The following is a 17868-nucleotide window of genomic DNA, read 5'->3' as shown; positions in this document are numbered from 1 at the left end:
ACTGGATATACGTAATCTTCACACTTTATTTAGTCATAAAATCCAAATAGGCAGCCAAATATTGATGACTATTTGATCTATTTGCTGTGCTTTTAAAAAAATTGGGAATGATAAGTACAACACATCAAGAAATGCTAATATATGAAATCGAACGCATCAAAGACACTCGATGGTATGAAAAACACAAACTCTTTAACGTTGATTGACTCAACCTTAACCCATAACGCTCTGGTCGACTTAACAGCCGTATTAAAGCAAGCACTGTTGCAATCTGAACTCGCTCTACAGTCGTCATTAGAAGCCAACCAAACATTGATTGACCCTTACCCTGTCATCCCTCTGCGCATTCTGACTGAAGGCATACGTAGTGCTTACTATCAAAATACCGGATACTCAGCAGATACGTTTTTAAGCCCCTATGCTGATGAGTCCCCCACCGTTTACTACCGCTTGTGCGTCCATACGAAACAATTGCTATCGGATATCGAAACACACATCGAACAAAGCTCGCCAAAATCTAAATAGCGAGTGCGAAGTTGTATAACCCTGTTAAATGTCATGCAGGGATTCCTTTTATGAACACGTCAACATTTTCACCAAACAATCGTCCAATTCAGAAGCCTCAAAATAACAATGGTCCATCGACTGCTAACGTACATTCGATGCCTGCAAACGGACCAAGCCAAAACCAACCTCAGAACCAACCTCAGAACCAACCTCAGAACAACCAAGCGTTAGCGCGATCTGTACCACCAGCAAATAACCCGCAACAGGAAGGAAACAAACACAATCCATTCAAAGCAAATAACCCTGCGCCTGATTCGAATTCGCTGCGCCAGATCCGAGCACATGGTTACAAAGTTCATGGCGGTAAAGCAGCGTTAGAAGTGAAGCCGGACGAAAAGCTGAAGTCGAGCCAACAGGGTATTGTTGATGAAAATGGCGAGCAAAATATTTTCTATACCATTCGTTTAGAAGCTGCCCTTAGTAATAACTCAACTGATCGCTCATACAACTGGAAAGATAAGGTCGCGATTCAACTCACAGACATCGAACTGCCATTGTTCATTGGTGTATGTTTGGGTTATTACCAAAAGATAAGTTTCAGCAATCATGGTGTCGGCGGTGAGAAATCATCGAAATTCTTTGGCGTAGAACACCAAGGTACGAAAGTCTTTTTCCAAGTAGGTCAGAAGGACAAATCGGTCAGACCCGTACCAGTAAGCCTTCCACAAAGTATGCATATTGGATTAATGGCCCTAGAGGTCTACTGCAGAAACTTTCCGGGAGTGGATTCCAATACAGTACTGAACTCAATTTCCAGTATGTGCGGAATGTACATATCGCAACAGACACTGGAGATTAAAGACAAGGTATAAAATCAACGGTAATTATGCACAAAAGCTCCTCGCGGAGCTTCAGGGGAGAGTGCTAGTTAACTATCGGAAACGAACCAGGATCATGATTTTGGATGGGCGACCTTAAACGTTTTATCAAACACGCTGACCATGACAACGTTGTCGTGCTGATACACATACATCGCATTGCCGGTCAGCGTTTTCTCACCTTTATATTCAATAACCCTTGTGTACTTATAAGAACCCTTATCGCTCAAGTCGAACAAAACGACGCCCACCCGTTCACCTGTGGTTGTCTTTGTTTTGGCGAAACCCAGAACATAAGGCTTGTTATCAATAGAAATCGCTGTGTCGATATAGAGTTCATCAAATTGAGTGGCCAACCCATATAGGTACTCTTGTGTCTTCCATTCGACCCGCCCCTCATATCCCTCTTTATAAATTGGCGCTTCAATGTAGTTGAATGAGTTCGGTTTCCCAGAAGACGCAACGACCGTCACCTTCTCACCACTTGTTACTACGGTTGCATGCTCTTTATGCTCCGCTAAGAACGCGTAGTCGTATCCACTTAACCTTGAATAGTCCATCGCCGCATGCCTTATGACATACAGTGACTCCTTCCCATGATTCAAATTCATTAAGACGTACCGACTCGATATGCGTTTGGGATCAGTCAAGTGGATTTCACCATCAATGATCGGAGCTTCGTATGACTTAAGGTTAAATTCATTCAATGACACTGGCGTCGCCGCTTTGAAATACTCACTGGCACCATCAACTTTGTGAGATGGACTGTGGTTAGTATTTACGGGGGGACAATACGCAGCATCTTCGGGTTCACTTGAACAACCAGTAATAACGAAGACGCTCGCAATAAGACAACTGAATAGATGGGGAGATTGGTTCATTGGATCGTCCTTTGAGTAAAGTTACAGAGTCATTCTAATTGGGCGATCCACACATTATTTCAAATAACGACGCGATTTTGACTTTTTAAGTAGGTTTGTTTTTCTAAACATTTAATCTTTCTGGTGTATACTAATTTTGAACGAGTGAATGACATAAGTTTATTCTTAGTTCCTCCATACAAATCCGACTGGAAGGGGTTCCAGAAGGTCAATCCTCGGATTGAAGTCTTGCAGGAGAGGTCTTGCGAGCACAAGTCTCTTGGAAGGGGTTTCAAGAGCGAGAATGGGCTCATTACGAGCCCTTTTCTTTTTTTTAAAGCACCATCGTCAATCAATCACCGTAATTTCTTCCTTTATTTGAATTCCTGTTAAGTCACTCTTGATAACATCAATCTAATTCACTTTGATTTAAATAGGTCAAGTATGAAATTTCGATTATGTTTTCTTTCAATTTGTCTTACCGCTTCTGGGTTAGCGCATTCAGCAATCGAGGGGTTCGAGTTCACCGATACACTCGGCATATCCAAGCTTGTAAAAACGAACACTGCCGAATCCACGTTAATTAATAACGTCGGCCAATTAGGGGTTCATGTTAGTGCGGGATTAGATCGTCGCATCCGAGTCAATATTCTTCAGAACGGCGTTGCTGTGACCAACAGCACGGGTAACGTGATCACGGTCAATGATTCACAGTCTCCATTCAATAGTGAGTATTTCGGTTCATTACTTAACGTTTCTATTCCCTCAGAAGGCAGTTTTACCGTTCAGGCGCAAACGCTGTCACTAGATGGAGAGGTGGTTAATTCAGAAACCACGAACATCATTAGGGATGTCACGCCACCAGCCTCTGATGATATGTCAGTAAAATACATGTATGGCGGCTATGTAAACTCAATGCTGCCTGCCGGAAGCTGGTATTTATCAGCTCAAATGGGTTCCTATACCTCAACCATCGTTGAAGTCAAAAATGTCTCCGATACATCGGGCATTGATAACATTGAGATGGAAACCTTCACCTTCGACGCCGAAGACAATCGTATTCCATATAAATCGAAGAGCCTTGCCTACACTGAGTCAAAACTATCTGCTGAAATAAACCTTTCAGCGAACTCTACTCTATTCCCAGTTGGTAATGCGATTGATCGATTCCAAACGCGAACAAAGATTTCGGACAAGGCCGGTAATGTCACCTATACCGCCTATCAAGATGTGTATTGGGACTCGTTACGAACGGACACACTAGAGGCTGTTGGTGTCTTGGTTCCAGGGAGTAGCAATGTAATTGGCGGATTAACCGGGTTTCAACCTTATGTGCGCGACATGGAGGTAGATACCAATCCCGTAACGGTCTTATACCGTGTAGCAGATTGGAATTTTCGCGATGATTCTGGGAGCTTCGACAATGCGGGGGGAATCTGGGCTTCTGGAGCTAACGCCGTATACACAGACAGAGGTGACGGGTTTATATATTTTGTCGATACCTCACCCGCTGGAGCCATCGGTATATCATGGCGAAACCAAGCGCATTACCGGAATGTGACTGGGCCAAGTCTTTATAGTGTAACACTCTCAGATAGCGCCCGACAAACTCCTGTCCCGAGATATGGGCAATACTATTATTCGGATACACAAGATTGGGGGTCATGGAGTCGACGTGTGTACAATGATGAACTGCCAGTACAGATCGAACGCATACGACTTTTTGTAAATGCTAGAAGTTATCCTCAAATTGCCTATCACGCAGGGCATTCATGTTCGGTTCCGACAGGGCAAGATGTATGTGATGTTATCCTAAGCTCACCTTGGACAATGACAGCTGGTGGATCGGCTTATTATCACAGTAGCTTCACTGTACGTAGTGAAGACCAGACTTTATCGAGTAACCCTACGTACCCCGTTGGATCATACAATGATAGGTACTATCCATCTGTAGAGGAAACCTCATTTAATGAAGATACCAAGGTCTTATCGGTTCGCGTCGAGCTTACATGCCATACGTGCTACCAAAATAGGATTTACATGGATAGATATGAACTGCAAGATGCCGATGGAAACAAGCTCAATGTCTCGCGATTTAACTCAACGGTCAACAGCACGACTTTTGAAGGCCAATATAATCTAACCGAGCTACCAGAGGGGACTCATGAAGTCTACGTCTATGCAAGAGAGCGCCACGGTCCAGACACTCGTAAACATGCCGTCACTTACGTCAGTGACAAGACCGCTCCATCGATACTCATGGGTTATGATGGAAGCACTTTATCAGATCAGGTGACCGATTTGAGAAAAGTGACCTTTACCGTTTCTGACAGCTCTAGCATCAATGACATTACTGTCTCATTACGTGGTTCTCGTTATGACATTGACTATCAGCTTGGATACTCACTTATTGAAGAAACAGTAAACAGCCAAACCTATCAACTCGAATTACCTAAACTCTTCCCCACGCTTGATGAAAATGAAATCTATTCGTTATCGGTCGTTGCTGCAGACGAATTTAGTAATACCAACTCAATACTCAGAAGTTTCAGTTACAAGCCCGAAAACTTGATTGTCATGGACACCATTGACTATTTAGCGTCGCAAAGTAATACACCGCTGTATTTATCAAATGGTAAACCAATGGCGATCATCCTGACAGAGCGAGCACTCACACTCGAAAACAGTATGTTGGCCACGGGTGACCAGCAGGGTGAAATCACCAACAATGCCTCCTCGGACTTCCCTATTCGAATTCAAACTAAAAACGGTTGGGTTGAAGTCACTCCGGGAGAAACGAAGGACATCGTAATCGACTTAGGCAATGGTGACCCCCTATATGTCGAAGTCTATCCGGTTTCAGATAACAACAATGGACAAGCCGATTTTCTGTTTAATTTGCCGCAACTCAGTTCAGCGTATATCGATTGAGGTACTGGTGCGTCCAGAGCAGTACGTTCGTAATAAAAAAGGAGCTTGACGCTCCTTTAATTGTTTAACTAAACAGAAAATGTACATGCAACGAGCGTATAATCGTCTTTTGCGCCTTTCCGTTCAATACGACGTAATAAGCTGTTAGATAATTTTGTGACATTTTTCATGGTGTTCGGTGAGAATCTAGGGTTTTCCTCCCAGTACGCATGTGCGCCATCACTCATCAGATAAATAGTTAAATTCTGTAGGTCATCAACGTAATCAGAAACTTTAAAGCTGAAAAACTCAGGTTTCATTGGTACAACTTGAGATATAGCTGTTGTGATTAGGTTTTTCCCTGTTGCGTTTTTCAATTGGGCCTTCGTATATAACTTCTGATCGATCAACATTTGATGCTGAGTATGATCTTTAGTTAGTTGGACCAACTTGTTTCCTTGCTTTACGTAAGCTCGACAATCGCCAATATGACCAATTATTATTTCGGTTGAATTTACGTATGCATAAGTGAGTGTTGTTGAAGCCACTTCATATTCAGGGTCATAGTTAGACAGCACTTTAACGTTCGTTAAGATACCTTCGAATAAATCTGGAGAAAGTAAACGAGCCTTGGACAGATGAGACTTCTCTAAATACTCAACAGCAGCCATTGAAGCTAAATCAGAGCCCTTGTAAGAACCAACTCCATCGGCCACTGCAAAAAGAAAACCATCATCACACCTAGTGGGGGTAAGGATCGAATCTTGGTTTACTCTTTTATCAGATTTAGCATGAGTGAAACTACTACATTCCTTTAGCTTTAGCATTATTCGACAACCTCAACAACGTTGGTTATATCTTCCAAAACGAGATCAATATTCGTATATCGAGTGCGTGCTTGGAAATCAGCACATTTTGCAATTATTTTCTGCAAATGTTTATCTTGAACGTCCAACTCTTCAAACACTCTACCTAAAGCAAAAATATCCGTTTGATGCGTGTAGATGCCTGAGTACATCAATTCTGGAGCACAGTATCTCGTAGTACCAAGAATGGTTCCGAAAGAAGTTAGAACCTCAGATGTTGGGTCAGGATCGGTTTTTCGAATTAAACCAAAGTCTGAAATCTTATAGAAGACATCTGGTGTTACCTCACCGTTCAATTGTATGTACTTATCATGTGAAAACTTCAGAATATTAAATGGCTTGATGTCTCTATGTAGGTAACCTTTACTATGAATATGTTGTAAACCTTTACACGTCATAATCATGACATCGAGTTTGTCTTGCTCACTTAGTTCATTTGCTTTAATGAGATCCGCCAAGTCACAATCTGCAAGTTCCATAATAAAGTAAGGTGAATCACAGTCTAGATCTGCGAGGTAGATATCAACGACATACTTGTGTTCACATTTATTCTGACTGAAAACCTCACGCTTAAATCGTTCTTTAAACATTTTAAGATCGTTCTTTGGAGCCAAAACCTTACGCGCATATTGATTAGGTTGTTCACCTTCTTTGTAGTTTCTGACAAGCTCGATTTTTTCGACAAAGCCAAAACCGCCTTCGCCTAAAGGTTCAACAGTTGTAAATTTATAGTTCGCGATAGATAACACGAATAGACCTCAAAACGTTGTCCATCAATTATTGACAGGTTTATTAATATACAAATCATATAGTTGCCGTGAGAATACAACATTTTAAATAAGAGGGCGAGATTACATAGTTCACCTTACAGCAGTGATATCCGCTTTTTTGATTTCGGATAATTTCTGCTTGGTATGAGACATTAGTACTCTCCCACATTTAGGCATATCTCAGAAACATAAATCATCAACGGTTATTACGAAGAAGCCCCTGTTCACATAAGCATGAACAGGGGCGGTAAAGGCGCGTGAGAATATCTAATCGCTTCGCCCTGTTAATCGTCAGTAAATAGTACTGAGGGACGGTATAGAGAACATAAATTGAGCCGTACCTTCCATTCGCTCAGACGGAAACACTTCAACTTCCAAGAGGTCACCTGCAGGCCCAAGATCTACCATCACCGCTTTGGTTTCGCCTGGTAACACATTCACAATACCCGTATCCGCCACAATCGAGATAGCGAAGTCCGAATCCTTACGGTTACTGATTTCCGCTGTTTGTGGACCAGTTGCACGTTGCCCACCTTCAATTATGAGCGGATCTTCGGTGTAAATTCGAGCCAGTGCATTTGATGAAACATCATACAAAGCTTGGTTTGCAGGTACGTAAGGTTGTGCCTCAACAACAATCAGGTTATCTGGCTCATATCCAAAGGATATTTCTTTGTTTTGTACGTTCTTCTGCTCATCTTCAGCGGTAATAATTAGCTTGTACCTTTCTCCTTCCTCATAATTGAGCGTGGGGAATATTTTGGGCTTCGCTACACGAAACAGCCCATCACCATGAGATAGCACCGCCAGATAGACATTCTCTTCAGCATCAGATCCCAACAGTTGCACACTAGTCGGCACAGACTCACTGAAATCTTCCAAATGGATTTCAAGATCACGTATATCACTCAACACCTCGGGTAATGCTTCGCCTGAATACATAACCTGTATCTTGGGCTTCACAGTATCAATCGTGAACGTTTCAACGCGGTTGGTTTCGTTGCCATACGAGTCAATGACTTTAAATACAAAAGGCACATTCATTTCAACATCTAGAGCAGACACATCGAAGCTGAAATCGTATGTCTGCAAGTCGATCTGATTTGTATGAGAGACAGGGATGTCTTGTGGACCGGCTCCAATGTTGGCCGTTGCCGAAATGGAGCTATATCGCCACATGGAAGATCGCCAATCAAAAACAGTATCGGCATCATACGTTTGCATCGTAATGTTTTGTGCGGCTCCGTCATAATGAATAGAGCGAATGGCGATTGGATTGAAATCCCAATATGTATATAAGTAACCGCCGTGAATGTTCATCGAGCCGTCTTCTTTAGCGGTATAGATAGAATATGGGATATAACCGCGCCCTGTGGCGTAAATATAGTTCGTACTGATATCGCATGATGTCGCGCCGGGGTTCACGTAGCATGAGCCGCCAGCGGTTATGGTGAGCTTTTGTCGATAACTACGTGGCTCAACGAATACTCGCACGGCATTGATTGTATAGGGAACATTCGTTTTCGGTCTGTCATTGGTGATCCACTCACTTGATAAATTGGTTTTGTGCCACACCCCCGTAAATTTCGGTGCCATATCAACCCCCGCAGCGAGGTTGAAATTCAAATCACGATATCGATAAGTCGAACAGTAATGACCCGATTCCGTATAAAAATGGAAGTAGCTGTACATTTGAGGGTAGTTAATGGTCGGCTGGTAATACGCATACGTAGAGTCTGTGTTGCTGACCATATGATTGAGTTTCTTCCAACCATAAGGGGAGTCATTAGTAGCAAATTGTGAGAGTAAGCGGCCATATCTAATCGAGACTGGGTTGCTGTATATCGTCATACCTGAGTAGTACGATTCCCAAACGCCAGATTGCGCGTTACGTACTTCAATCTTATTGGAGCTGGTGGCTGGGCAAGTAAAGTCCATATGTGACGATCGAGCAAGGGTACTTACATTACCTGATGTATCATAAACATCGATTCCAAATTGGTAATATCCGGGCGCAGGGACAAGTCCCGCACCAGTGGTGGCCGCGATAGACCCCGCCACAATCACGGTTTTTCTTTCTAGATTATATTCAACGTCTTTGTATTTCTTGGAACCATCTGGTTGCTTAACCCAATATCTGGCTCGTGAGATGCCGTTGTTGTCACTAATGTCACTCACTTCAAGCTGCTTCGTTGTCCCTGTGTTCCCAAAATTATCGATGTGACCATAATATGCATTGAGAATGTGAACGAACTGCCCACTGATCACCGGCTTAATCGTGTCTTGCACAAATGTATAAGATTCCGTTGAGACGACTGCATTGGATAAATCTAGGTATTCCACAACAACGGTGTACTCCCCTTCGTTTTGAGGCACCTTGCTGAGAACCACTTCCTTACCGTAGAAATCCTTGCCGTCTATGTTCAGTCGATCATGGATATTTATGACAGCGGTCAACTGACTTTCAACTAGACCTGAACCATGTTGCAGTCGAACCTGAATTTTTCTATCCAAACCAGATGAAATCTTAAGGGTCAGCGTGTCTCTTATGTTGACCATGTTCAATTCACGGCCATCGACGCTTTTAGGGTTGCCACTCGTATCGGTAAATGAAACTTGTTCTAGCGCAGCCGAAGCGATTGGAACATTCGTTAGCCCTAAAATCATTGTCATTAAGGAGAGCTTTAGTGTGGTCTTCATTTTCTCTGTACCTTTCAAAGTCAGCCATGCGGTCTATGGTCGAAACAAAGGCATCGGCCATCTCACCGATGTTATCTTCTGTGGTACATAGAAATTCCAATTAATGGCATGATTTTCAGTGATTGTTTTACGTAACTGAAGGTAAAGGGAGAAGATTGGCTACCGCGCTAGGCTTGGTTAAATGAATGACAAGAAAGACCAACGCCGTCAGTCTCGCCATTCATTTTCGAGGTAGAGAAGGTGTATTGTACGTTTAACTTAATCGGATGGGCTTCGAGATCAGTCAGTGTCAGTCGTCGTACTGGTAACGGGCTTTGACCCAGTAGTTTGTGAGTCTATAGGCTTACGCTCAAACTTTAGGATAAACATAAAGACATTAATTCCGACAATGACAGACAGTACTACAGGAATATATTCCATCTCCATCGTTGTCAGTATGGAAGATTGACCAAGTACTTTACTCAATATGAAAAAAACTATACTTCGATATCACTCGACTTGGATTGCTGCGGCAGAAGTCGGAGAAATAACATGGGAAACAGCAAGCATGTTGATAGAGGCTTTTGATTTGGGGGTTTGCGAAACGGAAGAAATTCTACGTAACGGTGTGGTTCATTCACCTTCTATTGCAGAACAGGCGATTGAGATAAAAAATGATACATTTCAGTATCTTGAGAACATAGGAAAGCCCATCAAATTTCCACCAGCAAGACTTCACAATGAACGTTGTGATGAGGTCGTTATTGAAATCTCTGAAACGGTTAATTTCAAAGCTAGGAACCGCAACAAACAATTGAAAATCGAAGTATAACTAACAAGGGGGCGCTCTTTGTTGTTCAATGAACACGAAGGATTGGTGGTATACCAAATAGAATGAATGCCAGCTGATGTTGAGCTGGCAGGGGGATTACAGGTCGTTGAACTTCAACCCTTCCTCTAGAAAATATTCCATGAAATTGTTATCAAAAAGCTTTGAGAATTTACCTTTCGCCTTATCTGTGTGGCAAGGATTTGCTACACCAAGTAAAAGGATTTCGTCTTCATTTTCCCAATGACTAGAATACACAATGCAAGTGTCACTCGTTCTATCGAATTGACGTCGTGCTCGATTCCATTTGCCTTGTTTGGCGCTGTCAAACCATGGACTGCTCGGGTCCCACAAGTGGATATGCCCCAACCCTGCATCTTCAGCGTCTGTCGGATAGGCTAGACTTGCAACACGGCCAAGATATTGAACCGATAGATCATCGTCGTAACTTAAGTGAAGGGCGATATCTTTGCACAAAGCTTCAACGTCATTGAAACCTTGTGCTTTGATTTCTTGTTCAAATCGAGGGGATGGGGTGACGTTTTTCATGCGTTCCCCTAGTGATAATTAGAGACAGTCGCTTGTGTCGCCGCTTTGAGTTTTGCAACTTTATCAGAAGTCATCTCAAAGCTAGTCTCATATTTACCAATCGAAGCCACTTGGAGTTGGCGTTCGATCGACATTAAATCACCAACGGCACGGCGTAGCTTCGCTGTAGCCTTACGAATTTGTTTTGCTGTTTCAACCGCTGGTTGCTCATATGCCGTTGCACGACGACTTAGGCTTTCGTGTTGCGCTTTAAGAATCATCTCAAAACCACGGATATAACCGTCTGCGACCACCAGCTCATCGATAGTTACTTTATCAAAATAGCTCTCAGGTACATCTGATTGCTCAATCTCACTGTAAACTTCTCTAAGCTGTTTAGTTTGAGTGTTGAGTTTTGCAATAATAGACACAGCCATTTCTAAGCTTTCAGCCGAAACTTGGCGTTGGTCATCTTTACACTCAATTGTCTCTAGACGAAGATCCATAGCTTTAGCAACAGTATCGCCCATTGACGCACTGGCATTGCCACCGAGCGCAGCAAGAATACTTGCACTCATAATTAGCCTCTTCTTCATTGTGACCTCAAAAACATTATAGGAGTAATTATAGAGAGGTGATAAACCTAGCTCATTTCACGGGACGGGAATTATCCATGTCCAAGGCCAGATTACAACCATTCAATATTGCTAACAATCAGCCCATAATGATTAATATCACACCACTCATGCCCATATGTTGCGCAGGTAGCGTTTAGTGCAACAGTAGCAGTAATGGCATCGCGGAATTAACCCGAACCATCGTTGTACGTTAGAAAGCGATTCAGAGCGGTTCTAGGTATAGTTTAGGGAAAATCAAAGGGATATCGTCTTAAAACAAGTCTAAGATTATACGATAAGTGTGATTTATATCACATATTAACGTTAAGTATCCACAATGTCTCTGGTTTTCTGGGAGGGTTTTGTAAATTCGATTGGTGGCTGGTGGCCAAAAAACCTTGCCAAGATAATGATGGACCCTCGCCTTTAAATAGTTAGCTAAACCGATAAAGCCAGTTGACGTTATAGTTTTAGTCCTTTAATGAGTTTACCAACCGCGTCAGCATTGGCCACGAAGAGGCTGCACTGTTCTGAGTAGCATAAACCGATTTTTTGGTACAGCTTTTTGGAGACAGAAGCATCGCAATGCTGGCGGATTATCAATTGCTGCATGCCGATAACTGCGGCTATATATGTATGCGGATTGTCACTCATCCAACGTCTTAGCGTATTAACAGGCACAGCAAACCCACTCAGACGCTCAACCTTGTATGGTATCCCTAAAAGGCTATGAGTCTCATGGTGGTTCGATATTGATAGACTCACCGCGTTTTGCAGAACCGCTTTATATGTCTCCGGTTGTAACTCAATAGCTGTACACGCTGTATCAAACAGCATGGATTTTTCAGGTGAAGTCTTGCACCAATTTTTCAGACGAGTAATCGATACATGGCAGACATTCGCAACTAAGGCGATGTCGTTTTCCATTTGATAGTTAGACATGTTCGAAGTCCTCTTGTTTAGCTTGATATGCAAGCATGCTTTCTAACGTGTTCGTTCTCTTTGCGGTCTTTTTAGTCTTTTGCTTTGACTCCGACTTACTTTCCAATATTAAGTCCTCATGCACGATTACTGGCAGTTCTAGTGACGCCGGAACAGGCACCTTCTGTGAAGTGTTTGGTAAATTAGCACAGTAACTAAGACGCGTTGAGAGATCGACTTTTGCTACTGCTTTGCTCTTCAATGTCGACCCTTCAGCTGAAATGCCTTTTGCTAAGTCAGTAAACCACTCGATTGCCTTGCTCATTCTCTCAAGCTGCTTATCCAGCATCAACTTGAAATTCGTCAGATTAGGTCGTAGGTGAGACGCAGACGGTTCAAACAATGCACCAGCTGTCTGTGGGTGATATTGCTCAATAGCTAACTTATACAAGCCAATTTGATGATCGCGAATTTGTGCTTCATCTTGACCTGATTTCTCTGCGAGTTCAATTTGCTCACGTATTGACTGAACAGCCTGAACCATAGGGCTCCACTTTTGAATAGCAGCTGTAGCCGTAGTGCTGAGATCGCTCATGGCTTTTTCAGTAACACGAGCAAGGTGGGATAAAGAAGACGCATCCAGTGAAATTTGGTTTCTTTGCGATGGGGTCAGCGCCATGCGTTGCAATTCATTAAATGAAGACAGCGCATCTTGATTGAGCAGTAACCATGCTTTGTATGCCGCTGCCCTTTGAGTGTGACTAATCTCGTGAGTATTAAACTGGACGTTAAATATCGATGTAGATAACGTATCAAACCCTTCTTCCACATATTGGTGAGCAAGATTAAACAACTGTTGAACCTGAAGCAGTGACTCTTGATGTGGCGTTCCCGCATGCAAAGCCGCCTTTACCTGCTTCCTTTGCTTATTTCTTAGTTCACGCACAACACGAAGTACACCCACTTTATCCATCCTGTGTTGCTTCATGGTAATAGCCCAAGGCTGTTTTTGGATTTCCTCAACAGACATTGATTGATAGTCCAAAGCGCCGAGTTCTGCGAACAATTGAGTACGCTTGAGAAGTTCACGGTACTTAGCGATATATGAAGGTGACACGACCACGCCCCCCATCGTATTCAACATTTCAGCTGGACACGTTGATATAAACTTTCTTACTGGGCCACGATGACGGAGCGCACGAGCTAAATGTGAATCATGTACATCCAATGCACGTTCAAAGCCACCCAGTCTCTTAAACATCTCTATGGACTGTTCGGTGACGGCGATTTTTGCACCATCCACCAGCTCTCCATGGCAGTTAATGAGCTCAGTTTGCACGCTAACTTCTTTTTCATATGCATACCCAAAGTCAACATTAAGGCCATTTAACTTATTGGCATGGGCAAGATGTAAGCGCGAATCTACTGACAATGGATAGAATTTAACGCGGGTATTCGATTTCGTAAGCTTACCATTTTGAGTTCGTACTACTCGCTTTGTGAAATGGGCTTTTGCTGACACCTTTCTCGGTTTCTCGTTATACGCCACACCTAGCACCGCACTTTTTAAATACGGGATAGAATGAGTAAGTAAAGTCGGTTTCTTTGACGGAAACTCAGTAGCGAGGGCTTTGTTCACGAATTGCTGGGCAGATTGTAAGCTTACGAACTCACGTTGAACTAATTTATCGGAGATCGCTTCCATTACATTGTTGATGCGATTAGTGGCCAACTCAGTGAACGTGGTAGATAGATACTCTGACTCAAAAGACTTCGATACCAATTTTCCGTCAATGCGTACCTTCCCCATTTCGGGCGTACCAAAGGTAACAGACCCGATATCGACCAGATGCACTTCACCTTTGATGTTTGCACTCAGCTGATACTGGCCATCGTCAACTTGCGTGTCATTGAATGAATGTGAAACCGACATTTCCACTTTGACTGGCGTATTGTGTTGGGGATAACGCTCAAGCGTGCAATTGTTGAAGCCTGCTTCGTTAGTGATATCCGAGGTATCAATCGGGCGTCGCCAATACGACAGCAGCGCACGGTGGTTGGCCACATAATGGTTCGGTTCCTCTTTTTTGAACACAGGCATCATTACTGCTTCAGGGAGAGGATATTGCGGGTCAACTAACTTGATGGTCTTCCCCGTTTCCGCTTCCCACTCTGCATTGGTTTTCGGAAACGGAATCCATGACTCAGGTCTTAAGTGAAGATCACGCCAGATAGCAAGTGGTCTAAACGGAAGGCTTGCTATACCGTCAATGCCCCAGCGATAGCTTAGGTACACTGCGTGACGTTCAGAGAATAGTTTGATTTGTGGATTCACCGCTTGAGCTTTATACATAGCCAAATAACCACGTCTCGCTTTCGCATTCAACGTCACATCATTTTGGATCTCTACAATGCCGGGATGTGTATCCTCTTTGCCTTCGGCAATAAGTTGACGGAACTCTGCAGCCCTGTTTTCTGAAAGAATCGATAACTGAGCAAAAAGTCTGACTAACTTCTCCAAGTAGCGAGGTTTCAACACATTAGGTTGAAGTGCAATTCTGCCAAAACCAACACTGTCGTACCCTTTGGCATGCAAAGCACGAGCTCTCATGTTCGCAGACAGGCGGAACATGTAATCACGTAAACGCAAAGCTTCCTCTTGACCGAGGATGTTCCATCGGTCTTGTTTAGCTAAACTGGTTTGTGTTTTATCAATGGTGCCAACTTGAGTACAGATCAAGCACCCATATCGAGCTTTACCTGAACACCCAGCACCATGTTTTTGTCCGACTGAAATCTCACATGCTTCTTGCGCGGCATTTCCATAGATGGCCAACAACAAAGCAAAGTCGGACATGAATGCTGGAATAGCATTTTGAATACCAGGGAGGTTCTTCGTCAAAGGCTTCTTTCCGGCTAACTCTAAGGCCGTGAAGACTTCATCCGTTAACCAATCTCGGATAGGAGCGTACTGGTACAGTTGGAATTTACTGACGTCACTTTGGTCCACCAGCTCCGCCTTGAGTGCATCGATGGTCTTGTGTGCAGTACCCTGCTTCTTCATATTACGAGTACGACGTGTGCTTTCATCTTTTACGCGTGAGCCCGAAAAAGAGATAACCGGTGACGACGCGTACTGCTCCATGCCTTCCATACCTTCAAATCGATTCAACATGGTTTTAATGTACTTCTCGGAAGGGATCAGCTTCAAAATTACAGTGCAGTCGCCGGACATAGACGCATTCTGAATCACTTTTTGTGCCGACAAGTAACGATTGGCGTACTCTTCATGAAAGTCAGGAGCCACACCATCATAGAAAAGGTTAATGCCACAGTCCTTCGCATAGGCTTTCAAGAACGGAGCCGCATACTCGCTGTACATCTGCATTGGCAATGCTTCTGCACCAGGATTAACGGTGCTTATCATCAGTGGACGTGAGGGTTCGATTTTTCCTTCCGCAATGCTCTGTTTGTAAGCTTCAATCAAGCACAGTGCGACCAATGTGCTGTCTTTCCCCATACTTAAGCCTTCATGACAAATATACTTCTCATCAGCTTCGATCAGGCTACGCGTCTCTCTCACCGTGTCATTGAAGCGATCAATAATCCCCATATGCAGGGCATACAATTGACTGCTTAATGCGTCTTGTGCTGTCGATACTAATAAAGTCATGTCCGATTCCCTAAGTCATCTTGAATACCTTAACTATAACGTGCATAGAGAATAATGAAAGTTTACCCCCCCGTTTTATGGGAGATTTTTCTTTCATTTTATAGACAGGGTTAGTTGTTCTACATAGACTGAAGATAAATCCAGTGAGGACAAAAATATGAACGCGAAGACAGATTTGACAGTACCATACACACCCAATCATGCTCTTAATGGCAAAGACCTAGAGGTGGTGTTCTTTATCGGGGAAGAAGGAATCAACAAGTACGGCTTTCGTACCCTCGAAGGCATTCTGTTGACCAAGGAGTTAGCCGAGCATTTCAAAAATGAAGAAAGTTCAGACAAGATACCTTCTCACTTAAAACGTCAACGTGATCTTGAAAAATCACGCAGCGAACCGCTCAAAGATTACTTTCGAACCCGCAAAAATACCATATTGCCCGGACTGGCGATTTGTTTAAGCCATCTAAAGGATGAAGAAGAGATCATTATAGGTAACCGTAGGATGCTTAAAGCCGTGATCCCTGCCGACTGTGACCGTCATATTGCCGATGGTCAAAACCGTAATGAGCTATTTCAATCTTTATTAACTGAAATGCCTGAGCTTGCGACGCAAACCCTGAGCGTGAAATTCCTTGTCTCTGATACCGACACGCTAGAGCCTGTGACTGAGCAAATAAAACAACTATTCAGTGATTTTCACTTCAATCAGAGAAAACCAACGACGAGTCTGAACCTGTACTTCGACAGCAGCAAACCTTACAGCCGGTTATTACGTCGATTTCTGGATTTAGAAGTGAACCAATTGTCCCTATGGGATCTGATCTCGGTAAGTGGAAAGCTCACCAATGGGCATCTTTTCATCTTAAAACAGCTTCAAGATTTCTTGAGCATTGCCAGCGCTTCCACAGCCGCGAAAACAAATGCATTACTCACCAAGAACCCTGAAATGACAGATCAGTTGTTCAACATGCTCAAGCCTGCGCTTACGGGCGTACTCAGTGCTATGCCAATAGGTGAAAAAGATACTGAGAATGACCCTATGTATAGCAAAGCCATTTATTTCTACGGATGCGCGTGGGTTTGTCGCTCCATCATCGAAGAAGGTATGTCTAATGGTACGGCACCAGACTGGAGTGCTCTAGAGCGCTTAAAAGCACTTCCGTTACTCAACATGAAAGACAGCTGGTGGACTAAAGCAGGCGTTGTTCAAAAGCTCCAGTTAGATAATGCAAAAGAGCCGAAATATATGATGCAAAAAGGTTCAGAGAAACTGATGGGCCGACGTTTGTGCAAAGTCTGTGGTATCTACCCGTGTGATGAAATTTAGCCTTTGGAATAAACGCTAAGGAGAGAGATTATGGAACTGAATTTACAAGCCTATCGCTGCCCGTCTGCAATGACTCAAGCTCGACTTGCTATAACTATGGCTCATTCAAGCAATGAATCCCTATGGCTTCACTCCATTGAACCGATGCTAGAGCATCATATTAAGGCTTACCTTGCTTCGGAATACCCTAACGCCACTCTTGCTGTGTTTATGGCCAAAGAGATAACAGAGGCGATGCAAGACGAATGGTTGTCTGATGACAGTTTGTTTGATGAAGATGACTTGGATGGGGCAACAGTTCAGTGCTTGTATTGCATTTCATGTCGGTGAACAACAAAGATTGAAACTTTTCTGTTACGCAGAGCTGATTGCTACGTGACGCTATAGCAAAGATTTGACAATAAAGATCAAAACTCAATTTCACTCAATAGGCCAACTTAAAGCAAGAAGTAACAATAAAGTTAGAAACTTTTAGATGCTTTTTGTCGTAGTCTGTCTTTTGT

14 protein-coding genes are annotated in these 17868 nt (G+C 43.2%); 6 read left to right on the top strand and 8 right to left on the bottom strand.

Going from position 1 to position 17868, the window contains the following annotated elements:
- Positions 1 to 174: 174 nt before the first annotated feature.
- Both AB4161_RS13455 and AB4161_RS13450 read left to right on the top strand, forming a co-directional pair.
- Positions 175 to 525 (top strand): hypothetical protein, encoded by a 351-nt coding sequence (locus AB4161_RS13455; RefSeq protein ID WP_133150988.1) that lies wholly within the window; start codon positions 175 to 177, stop codon positions 523 to 525.
- Between the two features lie 50 nt (positions 526 to 575).
- A complete protein-coding gene (locus AB4161_RS13450) occupies positions 576 to 1379 on the top strand; it encodes a hypothetical protein (protein WP_136987066.1) in 804 nt (267 codons plus the stop codon).
- Between the two features lie 80 nt (positions 1380 to 1459).
- Here the strand turns inward: AB4161_RS13450 and AB4161_RS13445 are convergent, their stop codons facing one another.
- A complete protein-coding gene (locus AB4161_RS13445) occupies positions 1460 to 2266 on the bottom strand; it encodes a hypothetical protein (RefSeq protein WP_136987067.1) in 807 nt (268 codons plus the stop codon).
- A 423-nt stretch (positions 2267 to 2689) separates the two neighbouring features.
- On the opposite strand from AB4161_RS13445, the gene AB4161_RS13440 reads away from it, so the two are divergent.
- Positions 2690 to 5176, top strand: coding sequence for an Ig-like domain-containing protein (locus AB4161_RS13440; protein ID WP_136987068.1), 2487 nt, complete (start codon positions 2690 to 2692; stop codon positions 5174 to 5176).
- Between the two features lie 68 nt (positions 5177 to 5244).
- Here the strand turns inward: AB4161_RS13440 and AB4161_RS13435 are convergent, their stop codons facing one another.
- The 3 genes from AB4161_RS13435 to AB4161_RS13425 all read right to left on the bottom strand — a co-directional run bounded on the left by AB4161_RS13435 (position 5245) and on the right by AB4161_RS13425 (position 9491).
- Positions 5245 to 5982 (bottom strand): PP2C family serine/threonine-protein phosphatase, encoded by a 738-nt coding sequence (locus tag AB4161_RS13435; RefSeq protein WP_102305764.1) that lies wholly within the window; start codon positions 5980 to 5982, stop codon positions 5245 to 5247.
- Positions 5982 to 6770: a serine/threonine-protein kinase gene (locus tag AB4161_RS13430; protein WP_102305763.1), complete on the bottom strand. Its 789-nt coding sequence runs from the start codon at positions 6768 to 6770 to the stop codon at positions 5982 to 5984. Before AB4161_RS13430 ends, AB4161_RS13435 begins: the two co-directional genes overlap by 1 nt.
- Before the next feature lie 312 nt (positions 6771 to 7082).
- Positions 7083 to 9491, bottom strand: coding sequence for an Ig-like domain-containing protein (locus AB4161_RS13425; protein ID WP_372083461.1), 2409 nt, complete (start codon positions 9489 to 9491; stop codon positions 7083 to 7085).
- Between the two features lie 466 nt (positions 9492 to 9957).
- Here AB4161_RS13425 and AB4161_RS13420 point away from each other — a divergent pair, with 466 nt between their 5' ends.
- Complete coding sequence (locus AB4161_RS13420; protein WP_136987070.1) at positions 9958 to 10302, top strand: hypothetical protein; 345 nt, start codon at positions 9958 to 9960, stop codon at positions 10300 to 10302.
- A 96-nt stretch (positions 10303 to 10398) separates the two neighbouring features.
- On the opposite strand, the gene AB4161_RS13415 is transcribed toward AB4161_RS13420, so the two are convergent.
- The 4 genes from AB4161_RS13415 to AB4161_RS13400 all read right to left on the bottom strand — a co-directional run bounded on the left by AB4161_RS13415 (position 10399) and on the right by AB4161_RS13400 (position 16038).
- The gene (locus tag AB4161_RS13415) at positions 10399 to 10848 is read right to left on the bottom strand and encodes a type II toxin-antitoxin system YafO family toxin (RefSeq protein WP_102558274.1); all 450 of its coding nucleotides are present in this window, start codon (positions 10846 to 10848) and stop codon (positions 10399 to 10401) included.
- Between the two features lie 8 nt (positions 10849 to 10856).
- Complete coding sequence (locus AB4161_RS13410; RefSeq protein WP_102558273.1) at positions 10857 to 11405, bottom strand: hypothetical protein; 549 nt, start codon at positions 11403 to 11405, stop codon at positions 10857 to 10859.
- A 501-nt stretch (positions 11406 to 11906) separates the two neighbouring features.
- Positions 11907 to 12386 (bottom strand): hypothetical protein, encoded by a 480-nt coding sequence (locus AB4161_RS13405; protein WP_372083460.1) that lies wholly within the window; start codon positions 12384 to 12386, stop codon positions 11907 to 11909.
- On the bottom strand, positions 12379 to 16038 hold the full coding sequence (locus tag AB4161_RS13400) for a hypothetical protein (protein ID WP_372083459.1): 3660 nt from the start codon (positions 16036 to 16038) through the stop codon (positions 12379 to 12381). The genes AB4161_RS13405 and AB4161_RS13400 overlap by 8 nt, the downstream gene beginning before the upstream one ends.
- 157 nt (positions 16039 to 16195) lie before the next feature.
- Here AB4161_RS13400 and AB4161_RS13395 point away from each other — a divergent pair, with 157 nt between their 5' ends.
- A complete protein-coding gene (locus tag AB4161_RS13395; RefSeq protein WP_102558270.1) occupies positions 16196 to 17365 on the top strand; it encodes a DGQHR domain-containing protein in 1170 nt (389 codons plus the stop codon).
- A 30-nt stretch (positions 17366 to 17395) separates the two neighbouring features.
- Positions 17396 to 17695 carry a hypothetical protein gene (locus AB4161_RS13390; protein WP_102558269.1) on the top strand — a complete coding sequence of 100 codons (300 nt, stop codon included), beginning with the start codon at positions 17396 to 17398 and terminating at the stop codon, positions 17693 to 17695.
- Positions 17696 to 17868 lie beyond the last annotated feature (173 nt).

This window comes from Vibrio sp. 10N.286.51.E5 (genome assembly GCF_041469125.1).
Lineage (GTDB): Bacteria > Pseudomonadota > Gammaproteobacteria > Enterobacterales > Vibrionaceae > Vibrio > Vibrio crassostreae_C.
This window is presented reverse-complemented; position numbering and strand designations above follow the sequence as displayed.

Bases quoted from the DNA above. Each gene is read 5' to 3' on its own strand.
- AB4161_RS13455 (WP_133150988.1), top strand. From the start codon at position 175: ATGAAAAACACAAACTCTTTAACGTTGATTGACTCAACCTTAACCCAT.
- AB4161_RS13450 (WP_136987066.1), top strand. From the start codon at position 576: ATGAACACGTCAACATTTTCACCAAACAATCGTCCAATTCAGAAGCCT.
- AB4161_RS13445 (WP_136987067.1), bottom strand. From the start codon at position 2,266: ATGAACCAATCTCCCCATCTATTCAGTTGTCTTATTGCGAGCGTCTTC.
- AB4161_RS13440 (WP_136987068.1), top strand. From the start codon at position 2,690: ATGAAATTTCGATTATGTTTTCTTTCAATTTGTCTTACCGCTTCTGGG.
- AB4161_RS13435 (WP_102305764.1), bottom strand. From the start codon at position 5,982: ATGCTAAAGCTAAAGGAATGTAGTAGTTTCACTCATGCTAAATCTGAT.
- AB4161_RS13425 (WP_372083461.1), bottom strand. From the start codon at position 9,491: ATGAAGACCACACTAAAGCTCTCCTTAATGACAATGATTTTAGGGCTA.
- AB4161_RS13420 (WP_136987070.1), top strand. From the start codon at position 9,958: ATGAAAAAAACTATACTTCGATATCACTCGACTTGGATTGCTGCGGCA.
- AB4161_RS13415 (WP_102558274.1), bottom strand. From the start codon at position 10,848: ATGAAAAACGTCACCCCATCCCCTCGATTTGAACAAGAAATCAAAGCA.
- AB4161_RS13410 (WP_102558273.1), bottom strand. From the start codon at position 11,405: ATGAGTGCAAGTATTCTTGCTGCGCTCGGTGGCAATGCCAGTGCGTCA.
- AB4161_RS13405 (WP_372083460.1), bottom strand. From the start codon at position 12,386: ATGTCTAACTATCAAATGGAAAACGACATCGCCTTAGTTGCGAATGTC.
- AB4161_RS13400 (WP_372083459.1), bottom strand. From the start codon at position 16,038: ATGACTTTATTAGTATCGACAGCACAAGACGCATTAAGCAGTCAATTG.
- AB4161_RS13395 (WP_102558270.1), top strand. From the start codon at position 16,196: ATGAACGCGAAGACAGATTTGACAGTACCATACACACCCAATCATGCT.
- AB4161_RS13390 (WP_102558269.1), top strand. From the start codon at position 17,396: ATGGAACTGAATTTACAAGCCTATCGCTGCCCGTCTGCAATGACTCAA.